We start from the raw sequence: 16,773 nt of genomic DNA on the forward strand, positions 1-16,773 counted from the left end.
AACCGCCATGTACAGCGAAAGCCTCCTGATTGCCGCCTGCGCCATGGTGGCAATCGCCATGATCACCGCCGCCACGCTCAAGGCCTGGCAGGGGTGGCTGGCGCTCAAGGCCCGCGAGCTGGAAAGCCGCAAGCCCGACGGCGAGATCGGCAACCCGTCGGGCATGGCCCGGATCGAGATCGCCGACCTGAAGGAGCGGATCCGCAAGCTGGAAGCCATTGCCGCGGGAGTTGACCTGTGAGTTCAAGCCATGTCGAAAAGGCCACCAACGCCGGGATCGGCCTTGGCAGCGCGATTGCCGTCGCCATTTCGTGGAGTGTCAACAAGTCGATCCTGTGGGCGATCCTGCACGGTTTCTTCGGCTGGTTCTATGTGATCTACCACGCCTTCACCCGGCCCGGCGGGCTAAGCGGTTAGGGCTTTGGGTGCGGTGGACGCTGCGCCTGCCCTGCGCTAGGGGCCGCCACCATGCGATCCCTGTCCGACATCCTCGAAGAGTACGAATTCCTCGAAGGCGATGAGCGCTATCGCCTGCTGATCGAGCTTGGCCGCGAGCTTGAGCCGATGCCCGATCCGCTGAAGACCGATGCCACGCTGGTGCGCGGCTGCTCGGCCTCGGTCTGGGTCTATCCCACCCGGCTGGACGATGGCCGGCTGCATTTCCTGGCTGACAGTAACGCCGCGATTACCAAGGGAATCATCGCCCTGGTGCTGTCCGCCGTACAGGACCAACCACCCGCCGCAGTGGCAGCGATGGACGTGGCCCAGGCCCTTGAACCCTTCGACCTCAGGAACCAGCTCAGTTCGAACCGCACCCAAGGGGTTCCGAACATGATCGCGCTGATCCAGGATACCGCCAAACGCTACGTGGAGGGCTGATTTGCTGGCCCGTCCGCTCTATCTGACTGGTGGTCTTGCCGCACTTGGCCTGGGGCTGGTCGGCGCCTTCCTGCCAATCGTGCCCACCGTGCCGTTCCTGCTGCTGGCCGCCTTCTGCTTTGCCCGCAGCCATCCGGAATGGGCACAGCGGCTGTACGATCACCCCACATATGGTCCGGGCCTGCGGGACTGGCGCGATCGCCGCGCGATCAGCCGCCGGGCGAAGGTTTCGGCGCTGCTGGCGATGAGCGCCGGGGTCGGCTTTACCTGGCTGTCGGTCGGTTTCCCGTGGGTGTGGATTTCCATCGCGGTACTTGCCGTTGCTGGCAGCTGGATCTGGACGCGGGCGGAGTAAGGCTCAGTCCTGGATCGCCTCGCGCACCACGGCGATGCCCGCCGCGCGCTGGGCCTTCAGTTCCTGCTTCAGCACGGCCGGATCGCGGGCAATCACGAAGCCGAAGCTGACCCCGCCTTCCTTGCCGATTGTCGCGTGATGCAGCTTGTGCGCCTGGACCAGCCGCTTGGCATAGCCGCGCTTGGGCACCCAGCGGAAATAGCGCTGATGGACGAGGCCATCGTGCACCAGGGTATAGACGATGCCGTAGAACAGGATGCCGAGGCCGATCCAGGTCCCCGGCTCCCACGCCGCCGCGCCCATGATCAGCGGCGAGCCCACGGCGAACATCGAAATGCTCATCGCGGCGCCGACCAGGCCGTAAAGGTCGTTCTTCTCGAACACCTTGTCATGCGGCTCGTGATGATCGCGATGCCAGCCCCAGCCCCAGCCATGCATGATGTACTTGTGGCTCGCCCAGGCGATCCATTCCATCGCGAGGAAGGTGGCAATGACGGTCAGGATGATGGCGGGCAGCGACATGGCCCGCCCTATAGCGCCCTATTCCGCCTTGGGGAAGAAATAGGCGGCGATGTCCGCGCCGATCCGGGCGGGGCGCAGGGTGGCGGCATCAATGCAGCACCAGCTGGACTTGACCTCGGCCAGCACTTCCTCGCCGCGCTGGATCACGGTGTGGTAGAAGGCGCGGGCGCCCTGGATGCTTTCGAGCAGGACATTAGCGACTACATCATCATCGAGGAAAGCCGGACGGCGATAGGAAATCTCGTGCTTCAGGGCCACCCAGGCCCGCTCGGCCACGGCCTGCGGCGGGGCCAGTCCGCGCCAGTGCGCCAGCACCGCATCCTGCACCCAATTGAGATAGCGGGCATTGTTGACATGCCCCATGAAATCGATGTCGGCAGGCAGGATCTGGATCGGAAAGCGCAACGCGAGAGTGTTCATAGGGCGAACATAGCGATCGAATGTTACGATTGCCATACGCCGCCAGAAATAAGCTTGCTTGCCAAGCGCGGGCTCATTTGCCTATCGGCAGCGGTATGACCGACCGCCAGACTGAGCCTCGCACGCTTTACCAGAAGATCTGGGACGCCCACGTTGTCGAAACCCGCGACGATGGCACTGCGCTGATCTTCATCGACCGCCACCTGGTTCACGAAGTGACCAGCCCGCAGGCGTTCGAGGCGCTGCGGGTATCGGGCCGCAACGTTCGTCGGCCCGACCTGACCCTGGCCGTGCCCGATCACAACCTGCCCACCACCGCGCGGCGCACCGCGAGCGGGGCGCGCGTGCCGATTGCCGATCCGGAAAGCGCCGCGCAGCTTGACGCGCTGGAGCGCAACGCCCCGGCCTTCGGCATCCGCTATATCGGCGATGCCGACGCCGAACAGGGGATCGTCCACGTGGTCGGTCCGGAACAAGGCTTTTCGCTGCCCGGCGCGACCATTGTCTGCGGCGATAGCCACACCGCCTGCCACGGTGGCCTTGGCGCGCTGGCCTTTGGCATTGGCACCAGCGAGGTCGAGCATGTGCTGGCCACGCAAACCCTGCTGCTCAAGCAGTCGAAGACCATGGAAGTGCGGGTCGAAGGCGATCTGCCTGCCGGGGTCAGCCCGAAGGACCTGATCCTGCACATCATCGGGGTGGTCGGCACCGCTGGTGGCACGGGGCACGTGATCGAATACCGCGGCAAGGTGTTCGAGGAGATGAGCATCGAGGGCCGCCTGACCGTCTGCAACATGAGCATCGAGGCGGGGGCCCGGGCCGGGCTGATCGCGCCGGATGACAAGACTTTCGCCTTCCTCAAGGGCCGCCCCTATGCGCCGAAGGGCGAACAATGGGATGCGGCGGTGGCCTGGTGGAAGAGCCTGACGACCGACCCGGGGGCCCCGTTCGACAAGTCGGTCGTGATCAACGCCGCCGATGTTCAGCCGACCGTGACCTGGGGGACCAGCCCGGAAGATACCGTGGCGATCGGCGGGGTAGTGCCCGATCCGGCCAGTTTTGCCGATCCTTCCAAGCAGGAGGCGGCGCGGGCGAGCCTGGAATACATGGGCCTGACCCCCGGCCAGCGGATGGACGAGGTCGAGGTCCAGAACGTGTTCATCGGCAGCTGCACGAACAGCCGCATCGAGGACTTGCGGGCCGCTGCAGCGGTACTCAAGGGGCACACCAAGGCACCCAATGTGCACTGGGCAATCGTCGTCCCCGGCTCCGGCCTGGTCAAGCGCCAGGCCGAGGAAGAGGGGCTGGACCAGATCTTCATCGCCGCCGGTCTGGAATGGCGCGAACCGGGCTGTTCGGCCTGCCTTGGCATGAATCCCGACAAGGTTCCGCCGGGCGAACGCTGCGCTTCTACTTCCAACCGCAACTTCGTCGGCCGCCAGGGTCCGGGTGCGCGCACGCATCTGGTTTCGCCCGCCATGGCCGCTGCTGCCGCCGTGACCGGTCGGCTGACCGACGTGCGCAAGCTGGTCGGCTAGTAGACCGTCCGCTTCTGCACGGCCGCCTTGCTGGCCAGGCTGAAGCGCGGTTCGACCGGCAAGGCGCTATCCGCCACGTGCCGCGCCACCCGCGCGCCGACGGCCGGGCCGTGCTTGAAGCCATGGCCCGACCCGCCGCCGACCAGCCAGACCCGGTCGTGCCCGGGCAGTCTGTCGATCAGGAAATCGCCGTTCGAGCTGTTCTCGTACTGGCAGACCCGGCCATGGATGAACGGGGCATCGGCCAGCCCCGGAAAGCGCTGGGCGAGATAGGCCCGGGCCGCGGCGATCCCTTCTGCTGAGACACGCCGGTCCTGGGTATCGGGATCGACTTCGGGGCCATGGCGATCGAAGGCCAGTTTGAAACCCTGCCCCTCCAGCTCGGGAAAGCCATAGACGATGTCCCCGCCGTTGAAATCGGCCCAGACCGGCAGAGCCAATGGAGCATAACGCTGACCATCGGCCCCGGCGGGCGGGGCGAAGTGGTAGACTTCCTGACGGGTAGCGACGATTCGGCCCTTCAGCAGGTCCGGAAACAGCTTCGGCAACCAGGGCCCGCAGGCATAGACCACGTTGCGCGCCACGAAGGGGCCCACGCCAAAGGCCCCGTTCGACAAGCGCACCGGCGGCTTTGCTTCATAACGCGCGGCCACCAGCCGCGCATCCGCCACCACGGCCTGGACCGCACGGCTGGCGATCAGCGCGCCGCTGTCCCGTTCGATAAAGCCGCTTTCACCGTCATTGAAGGCAATCTGCGGCAGGGACTGGCGCAGCCATGCGGAATCGCCCTCGCTATGGGCAATGCGCTGCGCGCGCAGCCAGGCCAGGCTCTTGGCCATGTAGGGATCGCCAGCGGGCGAGAACCAGAGCACCCCGCAGCGGTTGAGGATCGGCTGTGATTGCCGCTGCGACAGCACATCCCACTGGGCCAGCGAATCTGCCGCCATCCGCGAATAGAGCGGGTCACCGCCATAAGAGACGCGGATCACCCGGCTTTCCCCGCCGGACGAGGCGCGGGCGTGCCCCGCACCGTGCGCATCGAGCAGCCGCACGTTTAGGCCAGCGCGGCGGGCGTGCCAGGCGGTCCAGGCCCCGAATACCCCCGCGCCGACCACGACGAGGTCAACCGTGGTTTCCTTGCTGACCACCCAGTCCCCCTCGGCAAAGGCCTGCTCCGCCCGCGCTGGCCCCGCCGCCAGCCCAGATGCCACCATGCCGATTGCCGCCTGCCGCCTGGTGATCCGCATCGTTCCCACCTTTTGCCATTCGCTGCGCGGACTGGCGCAACGTGCCAAATTTTGCATCGCGGACTTGAACCCGCCGCCCGCGATGGACATAGGGTTAAGCCATGAGCGACAAGAACGACAAGTCCGAGAAGGCCGGTTCCAGCTGGACCGGGAAAGCCGCCCTGGCCGGTGCCGCAATCGGCTCGGCCGCGATCGCCGCCGCCCTGCTCTATGCCTCGCGGCGCAAGGAGCGGGCCGAAAAGGCCAGGCCCAGCCCCATTGACGCACCGGAGACCGACTGATGGAACCGATCAAGCAGGTTGAAGGACGCGCGATCCCGTTCGGACGCAAGAATGTCGATACCGACGTGATCGTTCCAGCCAAATGGCTGAAGACCATCACCCGCGACGGGCTGGGCCGGGGCGCGTTCGAGGCGCTGCGCGCAGACCCGGACAACCTGTTCGATTCGGCCGAGTTCAAGGGCTCTCCGATCCTGATTGCGGGGGACAATTTCGGTTGCGGTTCCAGCCGCGAACACGCCGCCTGGGCCCTGCTGGACCTGGGGATCACCTGCGTGATTGCCCCCAGCTTTTCGGACATCTTTTCTGGCAATGCCTTCAAGAACGGCATCCTGACTGTGGTCTTGCCGCAGGACCAGGTCGACCGGCTGCTGGAAGTGGCAAAGACCGATCCCATCGCGATCGATCTGGAAACGCAGACCGTCACCACCCCTTTCCAGGACCGTTTCAACTTCGAAATCGATCCTTTCCGCAAGCACTGCCTCTTGAACGGCCTCGACGAGGTAGGCCTGACCCTGGCGCGCGATGCGGCGATCAGTACCTATGAACAGAAACACCGCGCCGAGCTGCCCTGGCTGGCGACGGGAACGGGAGTAGCAGCATGAAGGCCTTGAGGACGCACGCAGTCGGTGGCCCCGACACCCTGACGCTTGATGAAGTTGACGTGCCCACCCCCGGCCCCGGCCAGGTGCTGGTGGCGGTGAAAGCCTGCGCGGTGAATTTCCCCGATACGCTGATGATCCGCGATCTCTACCAGTTCAAGCCGCAGCGCCCCTATGCGCCGGGCGGCGAGATCGCCGGGGTGATCGAGGCCGTGGGCGAAGGCGTGACTGCCTACAAGGTGGGTGACAAGGTACTGTCCGGCATCGGCAATGGCGGCATGGCGGAAAAGGTGGTGGTCGATGCCGCGCGCCTGTTCCCGGTGCCCGATGGCGTCAGCTTCCAGCAGGCCGCCTCGCTGCTGATGACTTATGGCACCACGATCCACGGCCTGAAGGACCGCGGCCACATCAAGCCGGGCGACACCATGCTGGTGCTGGGCGCGGCGGGCGGCGTCGGCCTGTCGGCGGTGGAACTGGGCAAGGCCTATGGCGCGCGCGTGATCGCCGCCGTTTCGAGCGAGGAAAAGGCCCAGGTCGCGCGCGAGATGGGCGCTGACGACGTGGTGATCTATGGCCGCGCCCCGTTCGACAAGGACCAGTCGAAGGCGCTGGCCGAACAGTTCAAGGCCGCCTGCGGCCCGAACGGCGCGGACATCGTCTACGATATCGTCGGCGGGGACTATTCCGAACCGGCGCTGCGCGCGATTGCCTGGGAAGGCCGCTTCCTGGTGGTGGGCTTCCCGGCCGGGATCGCCAAGATGCCGCTCAACCTGACCCTGCTGAAGAGCTGCGACATCTGCGGCGTGTTCTGGGGGGCCTTCGTGGCGCGCAGCCCCAAGGAAAATGCCGCCCACGTGGCCGAACTGTTCGAGCTGCTCAAGGCTGGCAAGATCAACCCGCGCGTTTCCGCCACCTTCCCGCTGGAACGCGGGGGCGAGGCGATTGCCCTGCTGGAATCACGTGCAGCCATCGGCAAGGTCGTGGTAACGATGGCGTGATCCGGCCAAGGCCGGACCTTTGGGGAAGGGATTGCCGATGCTGATTACCCGCACGATTGCCGCTGTGGCACTCGTCACTGCGCTGGCCGCCGCCAGTGTCGAAGCCGCCAAGCCTGCGCCGCCGATGCCGCCGATGGGCCCCGCCCCCGGCGCGATCGTCGGCGCGCGCCAGGGCAGCATGATCATGGCCGCCAATGTGCTGAACACGGTTGACCGGGCGCTGAAAGCCAATGCCCCGGCAAAGTCGGTGGCCTTTCCGCTGTCGGGTCTGGTCAAGTGGGCCGAACATATCCCGAGCCAGTTTGCCCCCAGCACCAGCGCTGTCCCCGGCACCCGGGCCAAGCCCGAAGTGTGGAGCAACCGGCAAGAGTTCCTCAACAAGGCAACCGACATGGCCCTGGCCGCCGACATGATGCTGGCTGCCGCCCGCGCCGATGACAGCGCCGCGCTGACCTCGGCGCTTGAAAACGCCCGGGCCGCGTGCAAGGGCTGCCACGACAATTTCCAGGCCCCGCCGCCCGCCACCAAGGCCGGGTGACGCGGCCAGACCCGCGAACCGACAGGAGCCGAAATGACCAATTTCAACGATCGCGAACGCGCCGAAGAGGCCAAGTATGCGATGGACGAGGACACCCGCTTCCGGGTCACCGCCCGCCGCAACCGCCTGCTGGGCCTGTGGGCGGCCGACAAGATGGGCCTCTCGGCCGTCGAAGCCGAAGCCTATGCCAAGGCGGTGGTCCAGGCCGATTTCGAGGAAGCGGGCGACGAGGACGTGATCCGCAAGCTGCTGGGCGATCTGACCAGCGCCGGGGTCGATATCAGCGAGGGCGATATCCGCGCCGCGCTGGACGCCAAGTCGGCCGAGGCGCGCCAGGCGCTGCTCGGCTGACCGGCAAAGCGAAAGCAAACCCATGCCGATGCCCGCCGCCACGATCGAGGCGCTGATCCGTGCCGCCCTGCCCGATGCGCAGATCACCCTGACGGATCTCGCCGGGGATGACGACCATTGGGCAGCGCATGTCGTGTCCGCCGCGTTCATCGGCAAGCCGCGCGTCCAGCAGCACAAGCTGGTCTATGCCGCCTTTGGCGATCGGCTGGGCGGCGAACTCCATGCCTTGCAACTGACCACCGCTGTCCCCAACTAAGACGGCGAGGAGCCATACTGTAATGTCCGATACCAATGCCCGCATCGCCGAGATCGTCAATTCGAACGACGTCGTGCTGTTCATGAAGGGAACCCCGCTGTTCCCGCAGTGCGGCTTTTCCAGCCGCGCTGTGGCGATCCTGGAGCGGCTGGGCGTTGCCTTTGAAGGGGTGGACGTGCTGCAGGACATGGAAGTGCGCCAGGGCATCAAGGCCTATTCGGACTGGCCGACGATCCCGCAGCTCTATGTGAAGGGCGAATTCGTGGGCGGCAGCGACATCATGATGGAAATGTACGAAGCCGGTGAACTGCACCAGCTGATGGCTGACAGCGGGGTCGCCCCCGCCGCCTGAGCCTGACCGGCACCGGAATAGCAAGCGGCCTGCCCATCCGGGCGGGCCGTTTTCGTTTGGACCGGTGCGGCGTGGTGTTCGGGAAGAGCGTTCTCGGGGAGGCGGGACCGCGGAGACCAGGGTGCGGCCCCGCCTCTGTCGAGACTGCTTGGGTGCAAACATCTTTGCAGGGGCCGTGCCAATTCTGCGCAGGGGCCGATTTCCGGGCAAGACGATGGCTAGCGCGGTGTTAACCCTGTTCGTTTGTGTAAAATGTTTCGACAGGCAGGTCAGTGCAGCCGACAGTTGGACCGCCCAAGCCAGAAATGCGGCTTGGCAAAGCCGCCGCGGGCGGGCAGCATGGCCGGGATGGATATCGAACAGGAATATGACGAGAGCGGCGAAGATCCGCCCGCCACCCACGCCGCCACGCTGGTGATCTTCCGCCGCGATCCCACCGGTGGCCCGCCGCAGATCCTGATGGTCGAACGCTCGGCCGCGATGAAGTTTGCGGGCGGCGCCGCCGTCTTTCCGGGTGGGCGGGTTGACGATGCCGACCGCGCGCTGGCCGAAGCCCTTGGCGCCAGCGACGAGGAGGCCGTGCACGAACTGGCAGCCCGGATCGCCGCTGTTCGTGAAACGCTGGAGGAAACCGGTCTGGTCGTGGGCATTCGCCAGCGCCCGACGCTGGACGAGGCCCGCCGCGCGCGCGACATCCTGCTGGGCGAAGGCACACTGGGGCCGACTCTGGCGGCGATGAACTGGCAACTCGACCTCGATGCGCTGGTGCCTTTTGCCCGCTGGCGGCCCAAGCACCGGCACATGCGGATCTACGATACCCGGTTCTACCTGGCCGACCTGGGGACCGGGGCGGTCGACCTGCTGGTCGATGCCACCGAAAACACCCGCCTGTTCTGGACCAGCGCGGCCGAAGCCCTGGACCATGCCGATGCCGGGCGGATCAGCGTGATCTTCCCGACCCGCCGCAACCTGGAACGACTGGCCCAGTTCGGCAGCTTCGACGATGCCGTGGCCCACGTGCAGGAATATCCCAGCCGGATGATCACCCCTTTCATCTCCGACGAGGGCGGGGCCAAGTGGCTGCGGATTCCCGAGGATGCAGGCTATCCGGTTACCGGCGAAGTGCTGGACAGCGCCGCCCGGGGCTGACGGGCCCCGATCTCAGGCCCGAAAAGCACCCCTGCGCCGGAGCCCTGGTGGGCTGACGCAGGGGGTAAGTTGCCGGCGGAGAAAGGATCGCCGCCGGTGGGTCGCGCCCCGGGTTAACCCCGCGCGCGGATCCCCACCGTGATCCCCGTCACGCCGCGCGCCAGCCAAAGCGCCAGGCCCAGCCCAGCAGGAACAGCTGCAGCGGTACGCGCACCAGCAGATAGATCGGCCCCAGGGCGTGGCCGCCATAATCGGCGGCGGTCAGCGCGCCATGGACATTGGCCGGAAAGAACAGCACCAGCACCGCCAGCGCCGCCCCGGCAGCAAGGCGGCGCGTGGCCGGCACGGCCAGCCCCAGCGCGATCGCGATCTCGACAATTCCGGTCAGCCAGACCAGCTCGCGCCGCAGCGGCACGAATTCGGGCAGCAGCCGAACCATTTCCTCGGTCTGGATGAAATGGCCCAGGGCGAAGAACAGGAATGCGAGGACCAGTCCGGCGCGCCCGGCGGCTTGCGGCTGGATCAGCGCAAACCCGGCCAGCCGCAGCAGGTGGGCCAGCAACCAGGGCAGCGCAACGATCGCGACAATGATCAGGGGCATCAGCATGGTGCAATGTTTACACTGTTAAGTTGCATTTAGCAACTGTACTGGTGCATCGCCGCCGCCGGCAGGACTGGCGCGCCCGGGTGGATTCGAACCACCGGCCTCGAGATTAGAAGTCACGTGCTCTATCCAGCTGAGCTACGGGCGCGCGCCGGGGCAGTCCATAGGCGGGCTTTGCGGCCCATGCAAACCGGGTTAGGCTGCAACCCATGACCCAGGACCTTGCCCAGCTCGACGGAACTGCCGGCGCGCGCCGCCACTTCCGCTATTTCGACTATGTGATGGCGGCCTTTGTCGCGATCCTGTTGCTGTCCAACCTGATCGGGGCCAGCAAGCTGGCGACGGTGGGCGGCTTCACCTTTGGCGCGGGGATCCTGTTCTTCCCCGTCTCCTACGTGATCGGCGACGTGCTGACCGAGGTCTATGGCTATGCCAATGCCCGCCGCTGTGTGTGGATGGGCTTTGCCGCCATGCTGTTCATGGCCTTCATGAGCTATGTCGTGGTGGCCATGCCGCCGGCCGCCGGGTGGGAGGGCCAGGCCGCCTATGAAAGCGTGTTCGGCAGCACCTGGCGGATCGTCGCCGCCTCGATCCTGGCCTTCTGGGCGGGGGAATTCGTCAACAGCTATGTCCTGGCGCGGATGAAGATCTGGACCCAGGGCAAGGCGCTGTGGAGCCGCACGATCGGCTCGACCTTCTTCGGCCAGGCGGTCGACAGCCTGATCTTCTACCCGATCGCCTTCTACGGCATCTGGACCAATGCCCAGATCGCGACCGTGATGGTCACCAACTGGCTGCTGAAAGTGCTGTGGGAAGTGCTGCTCACCCCGGTGACCTATGCGGTGGTCGGCTGGCTCAAGCGCCGCGAGGGGGTGGAAGTGTTCGACAAGGGGACCGACTTCTCGCCCTTTGCCAAGGCGCCCTCTGTTTAACCGAGGGGCGGTCTGAATTGCTCCGGTGTTCGGCCCCGCCTGATGGCAGACGGGGCCTCACCGGCGATCGTCAATCGGCGATGAGGCCGATTGCTAGGTAGACCAGGATCAGCGATCCGAAGCCCAGCAGGGTACCAACGACCCAACCCAGGCGGACCAGGGTGACATCCCAGCCGAAGTAGTCGGCGATCCCGGCGCTCACACCCATGAACTTGCCCTGGGTCTTGTTGAGGCGGAAGCCGCCGCTGACGGGTGCGCTATCGCTGCGCGAGCGGTCGATCGTGCCCATCAGGCGACAACCCCGACATAGGTGCCAGTGGTCTGGGCCTGGGCCTGGGTCGGCATGCTGACAGTGCCGCTGATCAGAACCAGCGAAAGCGCGAGGGCCGAAACGGCGGCGGTGAAGCGGGCGGGCAGCTGCGAGAGAACGGACATTTTGAAATTTCCCTTTCCATTTGAACCATCCGTCAGGACCATTCCTGCGGATGCCAGAGTGATTGCAGGGGCCGTGCCAATTTCGAAAAATGTCGGAAATCCGTGCCTTCGCCTCGCGCGGGGCGATTTCCGCGATTCCTGAATACGAAGTGTTGGGATTTTTCACCACATTTGGGGATCGCGCTTTGGGATGACAGCGGCAGGTGACGGCCTTATCGCGGTCGGGCATGGCGCTGGACCGCATCACCCTGACCCATTTCCGCAATCATCCGGCCACCCGGCTGGAGGAAACCGCACAGTTCAACCTGCTGGTTGGCGAAAATGGCGCAGGAAAAACCAACGTGCTGGAGGCGCTCTCGCTGCTCGCCCCCGGCCGCGGCCTGCGCCGGGCTGCCCTGACCGAGCTGCCGGGCCATTCCGGCGATGGTGGCTGCGCGGTCAGCGCGGATCTGGCGGGCGGCGGCTCGCTGGGCACCGGCATTCGCCCGGACCGCCCCGGCCGCCGGGTGGCACGGGCCAATGGGGCCGAGATCGCCGCGCTGGGCCTGTCCGAATGGCTCAGCATCGGCTGGCTGACCCCGGCGATGGACCGCCTGTTCAGCGAAGGCGCGGGCGCGCGGCGGCGGTTCCTCGATCGGCTGGTGCTGGCGCTGGAGCCGGGCCACGCCCGCCACGCCGCGCGGATGGAAAGCGCGCTACGCGAACGCAACCGGCTGCTGGCCGAACCCGCTGAACCCGATCCCGCCTGGCTCGATGCGCTGGAAAGCCAGCTGGCCGAAGCCGGGGCGCTGGTCGCCCAGGCCCGCGCCCGGCTGGTGACCGCGCTGGCAGAGCGGCTGGCCCTGCTGCCCGAAGCGCCCTTTGCCCGGCCAGAGCTGGCCTATCAGCCCGGCGGACCGCTGGAGGCCGAGGCCCTGGCCGCCGAACTGCGCGCCACCCGCCGCCGCGATCGCGGTGCCGGACGCACCCTGACCGGCCCCCACCGTGACGAGCTGGGCGTGGTGATGGCCGGCAAGGGCCAGCCCGCCGCTGCCTGCTCCACCGGTGAGCAGAAGGCGTTGCTGATCGCGATCACCCTGGCCCATGCCGACCTGCTGGAGGACAGCCGCCCCGCCCTGCTGCTGCTCGACGAAGTGGCCGCTCACCTCGATCCGCTGCGCCGCTCCGCGCTGTTCGATCGGTTGCGCGCGGGCCGCGCCCAGGTCTGGCTCACCGGCACCGAGCTACCGCCGTTCGAGGCGATCGCGGCCGAAGCGGCGGTCTGGCGCGTCAGGGACGGGTCGGTGGAGCGGCTGACTTAGCCGTCTTGGGCAGCGCCCCGGCCACCGCGTCCACCGTCGAGCCGACCATCAGGTCGATCCCGTCCAGCGTCGGATGGATCCGGTCGGCCTGGATCAGTTTGGGCTTGCCGATCAGCGGCTGCAGGAAGAACGGCACCAGCGTGGCGCCATGCTTTTTGGCAAGCGCCGGATAGATCGGATCGAAAGCCCCGCGATAATCCGCCCCCAGGTTGGGTGCGGCCAGCATGCCCAGCAGCACCACGGGAATGCCGCGGGCCTTCAGCTTGCCCAGCATCTCGTCCAGGTTCTTGCGGGTCTGGTCGGGCGAAAGCCCACGCAGCATGTCGTTCCCGCCCAGGCTGATGATTACCAGCGCGGGCGGCTTCTGGAGGCTGTTCAGGGTGAAATCGAGCCGCCCGGCCCCGCCGCCCGTGGTATCGCCCGATACCCCCGCATTGGTAATCCGCGCGTTGATCCCGCGGGCGCGCAGTGCCGCTTCCAGCCGCGCGGGATAGCTTTGCCCGGGCTCCAGCCCATAGCCGGTGAATAGACTGTCCCCCAGGGCGACGATCCGCAGCTCCTCGCCCACTACGGGCAGATCGGGGGGCAGATCGGACGGCGCAGCCTCAACCGTCTTGGCGGGCGGCGGGGCTGCCTGCTCCGATCCGCAAGCCCCCAGCACAAAGACCAGCGCCAGGACCAGCTTGGGGGGGGTTGCAAGTCGCCCTGCGGATTTCCATTTCATGCTGCAACTTTCCTTCGTCTGTCCCTCCCCCCTAGCTATGGTCATTCGCTGACGTGACAAGCCCCAATTCGGAAACCCTGGCGGCGATTACCGCCAGGAGCCTCACCCTGACGCTCGGCAATGGCGAGGCGGCGGTCGAAATCCTGCGCGGGATCGACCTGGCCGTGCCGCTGGGGCAGACCCTCGCCCTGCTCGGCCCGTCGGGTTCGGGCAAGAGCTCGCTGATGGCGGTGCTGTCCGGGCTTGAGCGGGCCAGCGGCGGCACGCTTGACGTGGCGGGGGAGAACTTTGCCGCGCTCGACGAGGATGCCCTGGCCGCCGCGCGGCGCGGACGGATCGGCATCGTGCTCCAGGCCTTCCACCTGTTGCCGACCATGACCGCGCTCGAAAACGTGATGACCCCGCTGGAACTGGCCGGTGTGACCGATGCCCGGCCGCGCGCCGAGGCGGAACTGATCGCCGTGGGCCTGGGCCACCGCCTGCACCACTATCCCACTCAGCTGTCCGGCGGCGAACAGCAGCGCGTGGCGATTGCCCGCGCGCTGGCTGGCCGCCCCGCGCTGGTCTTTGCCGACGAGCCGACCGGCAATCTCGATGCCGCGACCGGGGCGGCGATCATCGACCTGCTGTTCGCCCGCCGGGCCGAAGCCGGGGCCACGCTGGTGATCATCACCCATGACGCGGGCCTTGCCGCCAAGTGCGAGCGGGTCGTCACCCTGGCCGATGGCCGCATTGCGAGCGATACCGCCGCGTGAGCTCGGTTCTGCCCTGGTCCACTGCCTGGACGATTGCCCGGCGCGATCTGTCGGCCCGCTTTCGCGGCCTGCGGCTGCTGCTGGCCTGCCTGTTCCTGGGCGTTGGCGCGCTGGCCGCGATCGGTACCCTGACCGGGGCGATCGAGCGCGAACTGAAGGATCGCGGGCAGACCATCCTGGGCGGCGACGTGCAGGTGGAAGTGTGGCAGCGCGCCGCCACCCCGGCCGAGCGCACCGAGCTTGAGAAGTTCGGCCAGCTTTCAGGCGGCACCCGGCTGCAGGCCATGGCCGCCAACGGCGAGCTGGCCGTACCGGTGGAACTGAAGGCGGTCGACGCCGCCTGGCCGCTGGTTGGGCGCCTTACGCTGAGCGATGGCCGCAAGGTGGGGGCACCCGCCCCCGGCACGGCCTGGGTTTCGCCCGATGCCCTGGCCCGGCTGGAACTGGCGGCGGGCGGCAGTTTCGTCATTTCCGGACAGACCTTGCAGATCGCCGGGGTGATCGCGGATGAGCCCGACCGGCTCAGCGAAGGCTTTGCGCTGGGCCCGACGGTGATTGTCAGCGCCGATTTTCCGGCCAAGGCGGGCCTGACCACGCCCGGGGCGATGTTCCGCAGCAAGTACCGCTTGCTGCTGCCCCCCGGCACCGATCCGGTGGCCACGATCGATACGCTGAAGGAACGCTTCCCGACCTCGGGCTTTTCCTATCGCCAGCGCGATCGCGCCGCGCCGGGGGCGGACCGGTTCGTCTCGCGGATGGGCGAATTCCTCGTCCTTGTGGGCCTGACCGCCATGGCGATTGCCGGGATCGGGATCGGCGGTGGGGTTTCGTCCTATCTTGAGGCGCGCCGCAACGGCATTGCCACGCTGAAGGTACTGGGCGCGACCAGCACCGACATTACCCGGATCTACCTGTTGCAACTGCTGGCCGCCGCCCTCGCCGGCAGCCTTGCGGGCCTTGCCGCCGGGATCATGGTCATGCCGCTGCTGGGCCAGGCGCTGGGCGCGCTGCTGCCGGTCGCGCCGGGGCTGGTGTTCGACTGGGCCGCTCTTGCTCGTGCCAGCGCCTATGGCCTGCTGGTCGGACTGGTCTTTGCCGCGCCGCCGCTGCTGGCCGCGCGGCGGTTCCCCGCCCTCGCCCTGATGCGCGCCAAGGTCAATCCGCTGACCGGGCAATGGCGCGAAGCCGCCTGGCCGGTCGGCCTGGGCTTTGCCGCGATCATCGTGCTGACACTGGCCAGCGCGGCGCAATTGCCGGTGACTGCAGGGTTCCTGGCCGGGGCGCTGGTCGTGCTGGGGCTGCTCGGCCTGCTGGGCTGGGCCTTGCGCAACCTGGCCGCGCGGCTGCCGCGCCCGCAGCGGCCGTTGCTGCGCCTGGCGCTGTCCAACCTGCACCGCCCCGGCGCCCAGACCGGTGCGCTGGTGACCGCGCTGGGCTTTGGCCTGTCGGCCTTCGTCCTGCTCGCCGTGATCCAGACCAGCCTGGAAGCCAATATCGCCAGCCGGGTACCGCAGCGCGCGCCGGACTATTTCATGCTCGACCTGCCGCGCGAGGGCGCGGCCAAGATGGAGCAGATCGTCCAGACTGCCGCGCCGGGGGCCAAGGTCCGCCAGGTGCCCGCGCTGCGCGGGGCGATCCTGGCCTATGGTCCGGAAGGCGCGATGACTCGCGTGGCCGATCTCAAGGAAATCCCCGAAGGCGCCTGGCCGCTGCGCGGCGAGCGCGGGCTGACCTATTCGCCCACCCTGCCCGAAGGGAACTCACTGACGGCGGGGGAATGGTGGCCCAAGGATTACCAGGGCGAGCCGCTGGTTTCAGTGGATGAGGAACTGGCCCAGGCGATCGACCTCAAGATCGGGGACATGATCACGATAGGCGTGCTGGGCGTTGAACGCAGCGCGCGGGTCGCCTCGTTCCGCCGGATCGACTGGGACAACATGGGCTTCAACTATGTGCTGGTCTTCTCCCCCAACACACTGGCCGATGCGCCGCACAACCTGGCCGCGACGATCGACCTGCCGCCGGGCGCGGACCGCAATGCCCTGCTGCCGCAATTGCTGCGCGCCTTCCCCTCCAGCTCGGTGATCGAGGTGGGCGGCGTGCTGCAACAGGCACGCACGCTGCTGAACCAGGTTTCGACCGCGATCCTGGCCGCCGCCTCGGTCGCGGTGCTGGCCGGGATCGCCGTCCTGCTGGGGGCGATTGCCGCCGCCCGGGCGAGCCGCCTTTACGACAACGTGGTGCTGCGCGTGCTGGGGGCCAGCCGCCGACAACTGCTGCTGCTGCAGGTGGCCGAATATGGCCTGCTGGCGCTGCTGCTGGCGGGCGTGGCGCTGGTGCTGGGCAGCGCGATCGGCTGGCTAGTGATCGTCCAGCTGTTCGAATTCGACTGGCTGCCCAACTGGCCCCAGGTGCTGGCCGTGCTTGGCGCGGGGCTGGCGATGACGGTGGCCTTTGCGCTCGCCGGATCGCTGCCGCTGCTGCGAGCCAAGCCAGCCCAGGCGCTGCGGGAGCTATAGATTTCTTTGCTTGAACCC

At 67.3% G+C, this 16,773-nt stretch carries 24 protein-coding genes and 1 tRNA gene; 17 read left to right on the forward strand and 8 right to left on the reverse strand.

All coding sequences use genetic code 11. From position 1 onward, the window contains the following. Nucleotides 1-7 precede the first annotated feature (7 nt). The 4 genes from O9281_RS12145 to O9281_RS12160 are packed head-to-tail and all read left to right on the forward strand — an operon-like array spanning nt 8 to nt 1,234. Nucleotides 8-241, forward strand: coding sequence for a hypothetical protein (locus O9281_RS12145; RefSeq protein WP_298186210.1), 234 nt, complete (start codon nt 8-10; stop codon nt 239-241). Beyond that, on the forward strand, nt 238-417 hold the full coding sequence (locus O9281_RS12150; protein WP_298186213.1) for a hypothetical protein: 180 nt from the start codon (nt 238-240) through the stop codon (nt 415-417). The genes O9281_RS12145 and O9281_RS12150 overlap by 4 nt, the downstream gene beginning before the upstream one ends. A 51-nt stretch (nt 418-468) precedes the next feature. After that, a complete protein-coding gene (locus tag O9281_RS12155) occupies nt 469-879 on the forward strand; it encodes a SufE family protein (protein WP_298186215.1) in 411 nt (136 codons plus the stop codon). 4 nt (nt 880-883) lie between these two features. Then, complete coding sequence (locus O9281_RS12160; RefSeq protein ID WP_298186461.1) at nt 884-1,234, forward strand: YbaN family protein; 351 nt, start codon at nt 884-886, stop codon at nt 1,232-1,234. Between the two features lie 3 nt (nt 1,235-1,237). Here the strand turns inward: O9281_RS12160 and O9281_RS12165 are convergent, their stop codons facing one another. After that, entirely contained in the window at nt 1,238-1,756 is a 519-nt protein-coding gene (locus tag O9281_RS12165; protein WP_298186218.1) for a sterol desaturase family protein, read from the reverse strand. An 18-nt stretch (nt 1,757-1,774) separates the two neighbouring features. Beyond that, nucleotides 1,775-2,176, reverse strand: a complete 402-nt coding sequence (locus tag O9281_RS12170) for a thioesterase family protein (RefSeq protein WP_298186221.1) — start codon at nt 2,174-2,176, stop codon at nt 1,775-1,777. 95 nt (nt 2,177-2,271) lie between these two features. On the opposite strand from O9281_RS12170, the gene leuC reads away from it, so the two are divergent. Then, nucleotides 2,272-3,714 carry a 3-isopropylmalate dehydratase large subunit gene (leuC, locus tag O9281_RS12175; RefSeq protein WP_298186223.1) on the forward strand — a complete coding sequence of 481 codons (1,443 nt, stop codon included), beginning with the start codon at nt 2,272-2,274 and terminating at the stop codon, nt 3,712-3,714. On the opposite strand, the gene O9281_RS12180 is transcribed toward leuC, so the two are convergent. Then, nucleotides 3,711-4,961 (reverse strand): FAD-dependent oxidoreductase, encoded by a 1,251-nt coding sequence (locus O9281_RS12180; protein WP_298186226.1) that lies wholly within the window; start codon nt 4,959-4,961, stop codon nt 3,711-3,713. The two genes, leuC and O9281_RS12180, sit on opposite strands and share 4 nt — an antisense overlap. Before the next feature lie 101 nt (nt 4,962-5,062). On the opposite strand from O9281_RS12180, the gene O9281_RS12185 reads away from it, so the two are divergent. From O9281_RS12185 to O9281_RS12220, 8 genes are all read left to right on the forward strand, one after another. Next, on the forward strand, nt 5,063-5,242 hold the full coding sequence (locus O9281_RS12185) for a hypothetical protein (RefSeq protein WP_298186228.1): 180 nt from the start codon (nt 5,063-5,065) through the stop codon (nt 5,240-5,242). Next, a complete protein-coding gene (gene leuD / locus O9281_RS12190; protein ID WP_298186231.1) occupies nt 5,242-5,844 on the forward strand; it encodes a 3-isopropylmalate dehydratase small subunit in 603 nt (200 codons plus the stop codon). The genes O9281_RS12185 and leuD overlap by 1 nt, the downstream gene beginning before the upstream one ends. Then, on the forward strand, nt 5,841-6,839 hold the full coding sequence (locus tag O9281_RS12195; protein ID WP_298186233.1) for an NADPH:quinone oxidoreductase family protein: 999 nt from the start codon (nt 5,841-5,843) through the stop codon (nt 6,837-6,839). Before leuD ends, O9281_RS12195 begins: the two co-directional genes overlap by 4 nt. A 37-nt stretch (nt 6,840-6,876) precedes the next feature. After that, entirely contained in the window at nt 6,877-7,377 is a 501-nt protein-coding gene (locus O9281_RS12200) for a cytochrome c (RefSeq protein ID WP_298186235.1), read from the forward strand. A gap of 33 nt (nt 7,378-7,410) precedes the next feature. Then, entirely contained in the window at nt 7,411-7,728 is a 318-nt protein-coding gene (locus O9281_RS12205) for a DUF1476 domain-containing protein (protein WP_298186237.1), read from the forward strand. A gap of 22 nt (nt 7,729-7,750) precedes the next feature. Continuing rightward, entirely contained in the window at nt 7,751-7,984 is a 234-nt protein-coding gene (locus tag O9281_RS12210; protein WP_298186239.1) for a BolA family transcriptional regulator, read from the forward strand. Nucleotides 7,985-8,006: 22 nt separating this feature from the next. Further along, entirely contained in the window at nt 8,007-8,336 is a 330-nt protein-coding gene (gene grxD / locus O9281_RS12215; RefSeq protein ID WP_298186242.1) for a Grx4 family monothiol glutaredoxin, read from the forward strand. 312 nt (nt 8,337-8,648) lie between these two features. Then, on the forward strand, nt 8,649-9,485 hold the full coding sequence (locus O9281_RS12220; protein WP_298186245.1) for an NUDIX domain-containing protein: 837 nt from the start codon (nt 8,649-8,651) through the stop codon (nt 9,483-9,485). Between the two features lie 148 nt (nt 9,486-9,633). Here the strand turns inward: O9281_RS12220 and O9281_RS12225 are convergent, their stop codons facing one another. After that, nucleotides 9,634-10,092, reverse strand: coding sequence for a hypothetical protein (locus O9281_RS12225; protein WP_298186247.1), 459 nt, complete (start codon nt 10,090-10,092; stop codon nt 9,634-9,636). A gap of 68 nt (nt 10,093-10,160) precedes the next feature. Beyond that, a tRNA-Arg gene (locus O9281_RS12230) sits at nt 10,161-10,237 on the reverse strand. 61 nt (nt 10,238-10,298) lie between these two features. Between O9281_RS12230 and O9281_RS12235 the strand changes: the two genes are divergently transcribed. Next, nucleotides 10,299-11,021, forward strand: a complete 723-nt coding sequence (locus tag O9281_RS12235) for a queuosine precursor transporter (RefSeq protein WP_298186250.1) — start codon at nt 10,299-10,301, stop codon at nt 11,019-11,021. Between the two features lie 70 nt (nt 11,022-11,091). Here O9281_RS12235 and O9281_RS12240 read toward each other — a convergent pair whose 3' ends face one another. Further along, nucleotides 11,092-11,310: a PspC domain-containing protein gene (locus O9281_RS12240; protein WP_298186252.1), complete on the reverse strand. Its 219-nt coding sequence runs from the start codon at nt 11,308-11,310 to the stop codon at nt 11,092-11,094. Then, a complete protein-coding gene (locus O9281_RS12245) occupies nt 11,310-11,456 on the reverse strand; it encodes a hypothetical protein (RefSeq protein WP_298186255.1) in 147 nt (48 codons plus the stop codon). Before O9281_RS12245 ends, O9281_RS12240 begins: the two co-directional genes overlap by 1 nt. Nucleotides 11,457-11,683: 227 nt before the next feature. Between O9281_RS12245 and recF the strand changes: the two genes are divergently transcribed. Further along, a complete protein-coding gene (recF, locus tag O9281_RS12250; protein ID WP_298186256.1) occupies nt 11,684-12,757 on the forward strand; it encodes a DNA replication/repair protein RecF in 1,074 nt (357 codons plus the stop codon). On the opposite strand, the gene O9281_RS12255 is transcribed toward recF, so the two are convergent. After that, nucleotides 12,726-13,481 carry an arylesterase gene (locus O9281_RS12255; RefSeq protein ID WP_298186260.1) on the reverse strand — a complete coding sequence of 252 codons (756 nt, stop codon included), beginning with the start codon at nt 13,479-13,481 and terminating at the stop codon, nt 12,726-12,728. The genes recF and O9281_RS12255 overlap by 32 nt on opposite strands. A 53-nt stretch (nt 13,482-13,534) precedes the next feature. Between O9281_RS12255 and O9281_RS12260 the strand changes: the two genes are divergently transcribed. Then, nucleotides 13,535-14,236: an ABC transporter ATP-binding protein gene (locus O9281_RS12260; protein ID WP_298186263.1), complete on the forward strand. Its 702-nt coding sequence runs from the start codon at nt 13,535-13,537 to the stop codon at nt 14,234-14,236. Then, nucleotides 14,233-16,755: an FtsX-like permease family protein gene (locus O9281_RS12265; protein WP_298186265.1), complete on the forward strand. Its 2,523-nt coding sequence runs from the start codon at nt 14,233-14,235 to the stop codon at nt 16,753-16,755. Before O9281_RS12260 ends, O9281_RS12265 begins: the two co-directional genes overlap by 4 nt. Nucleotides 16,756-16,773: the final 18 nt, after the last annotated feature.

The organism is Novosphingobium sp., from assembly GCF_027531025.1.
Lineage (GTDB): Bacteria > Pseudomonadota > Alphaproteobacteria > Sphingomonadales > Sphingomonadaceae > Novosphingobium.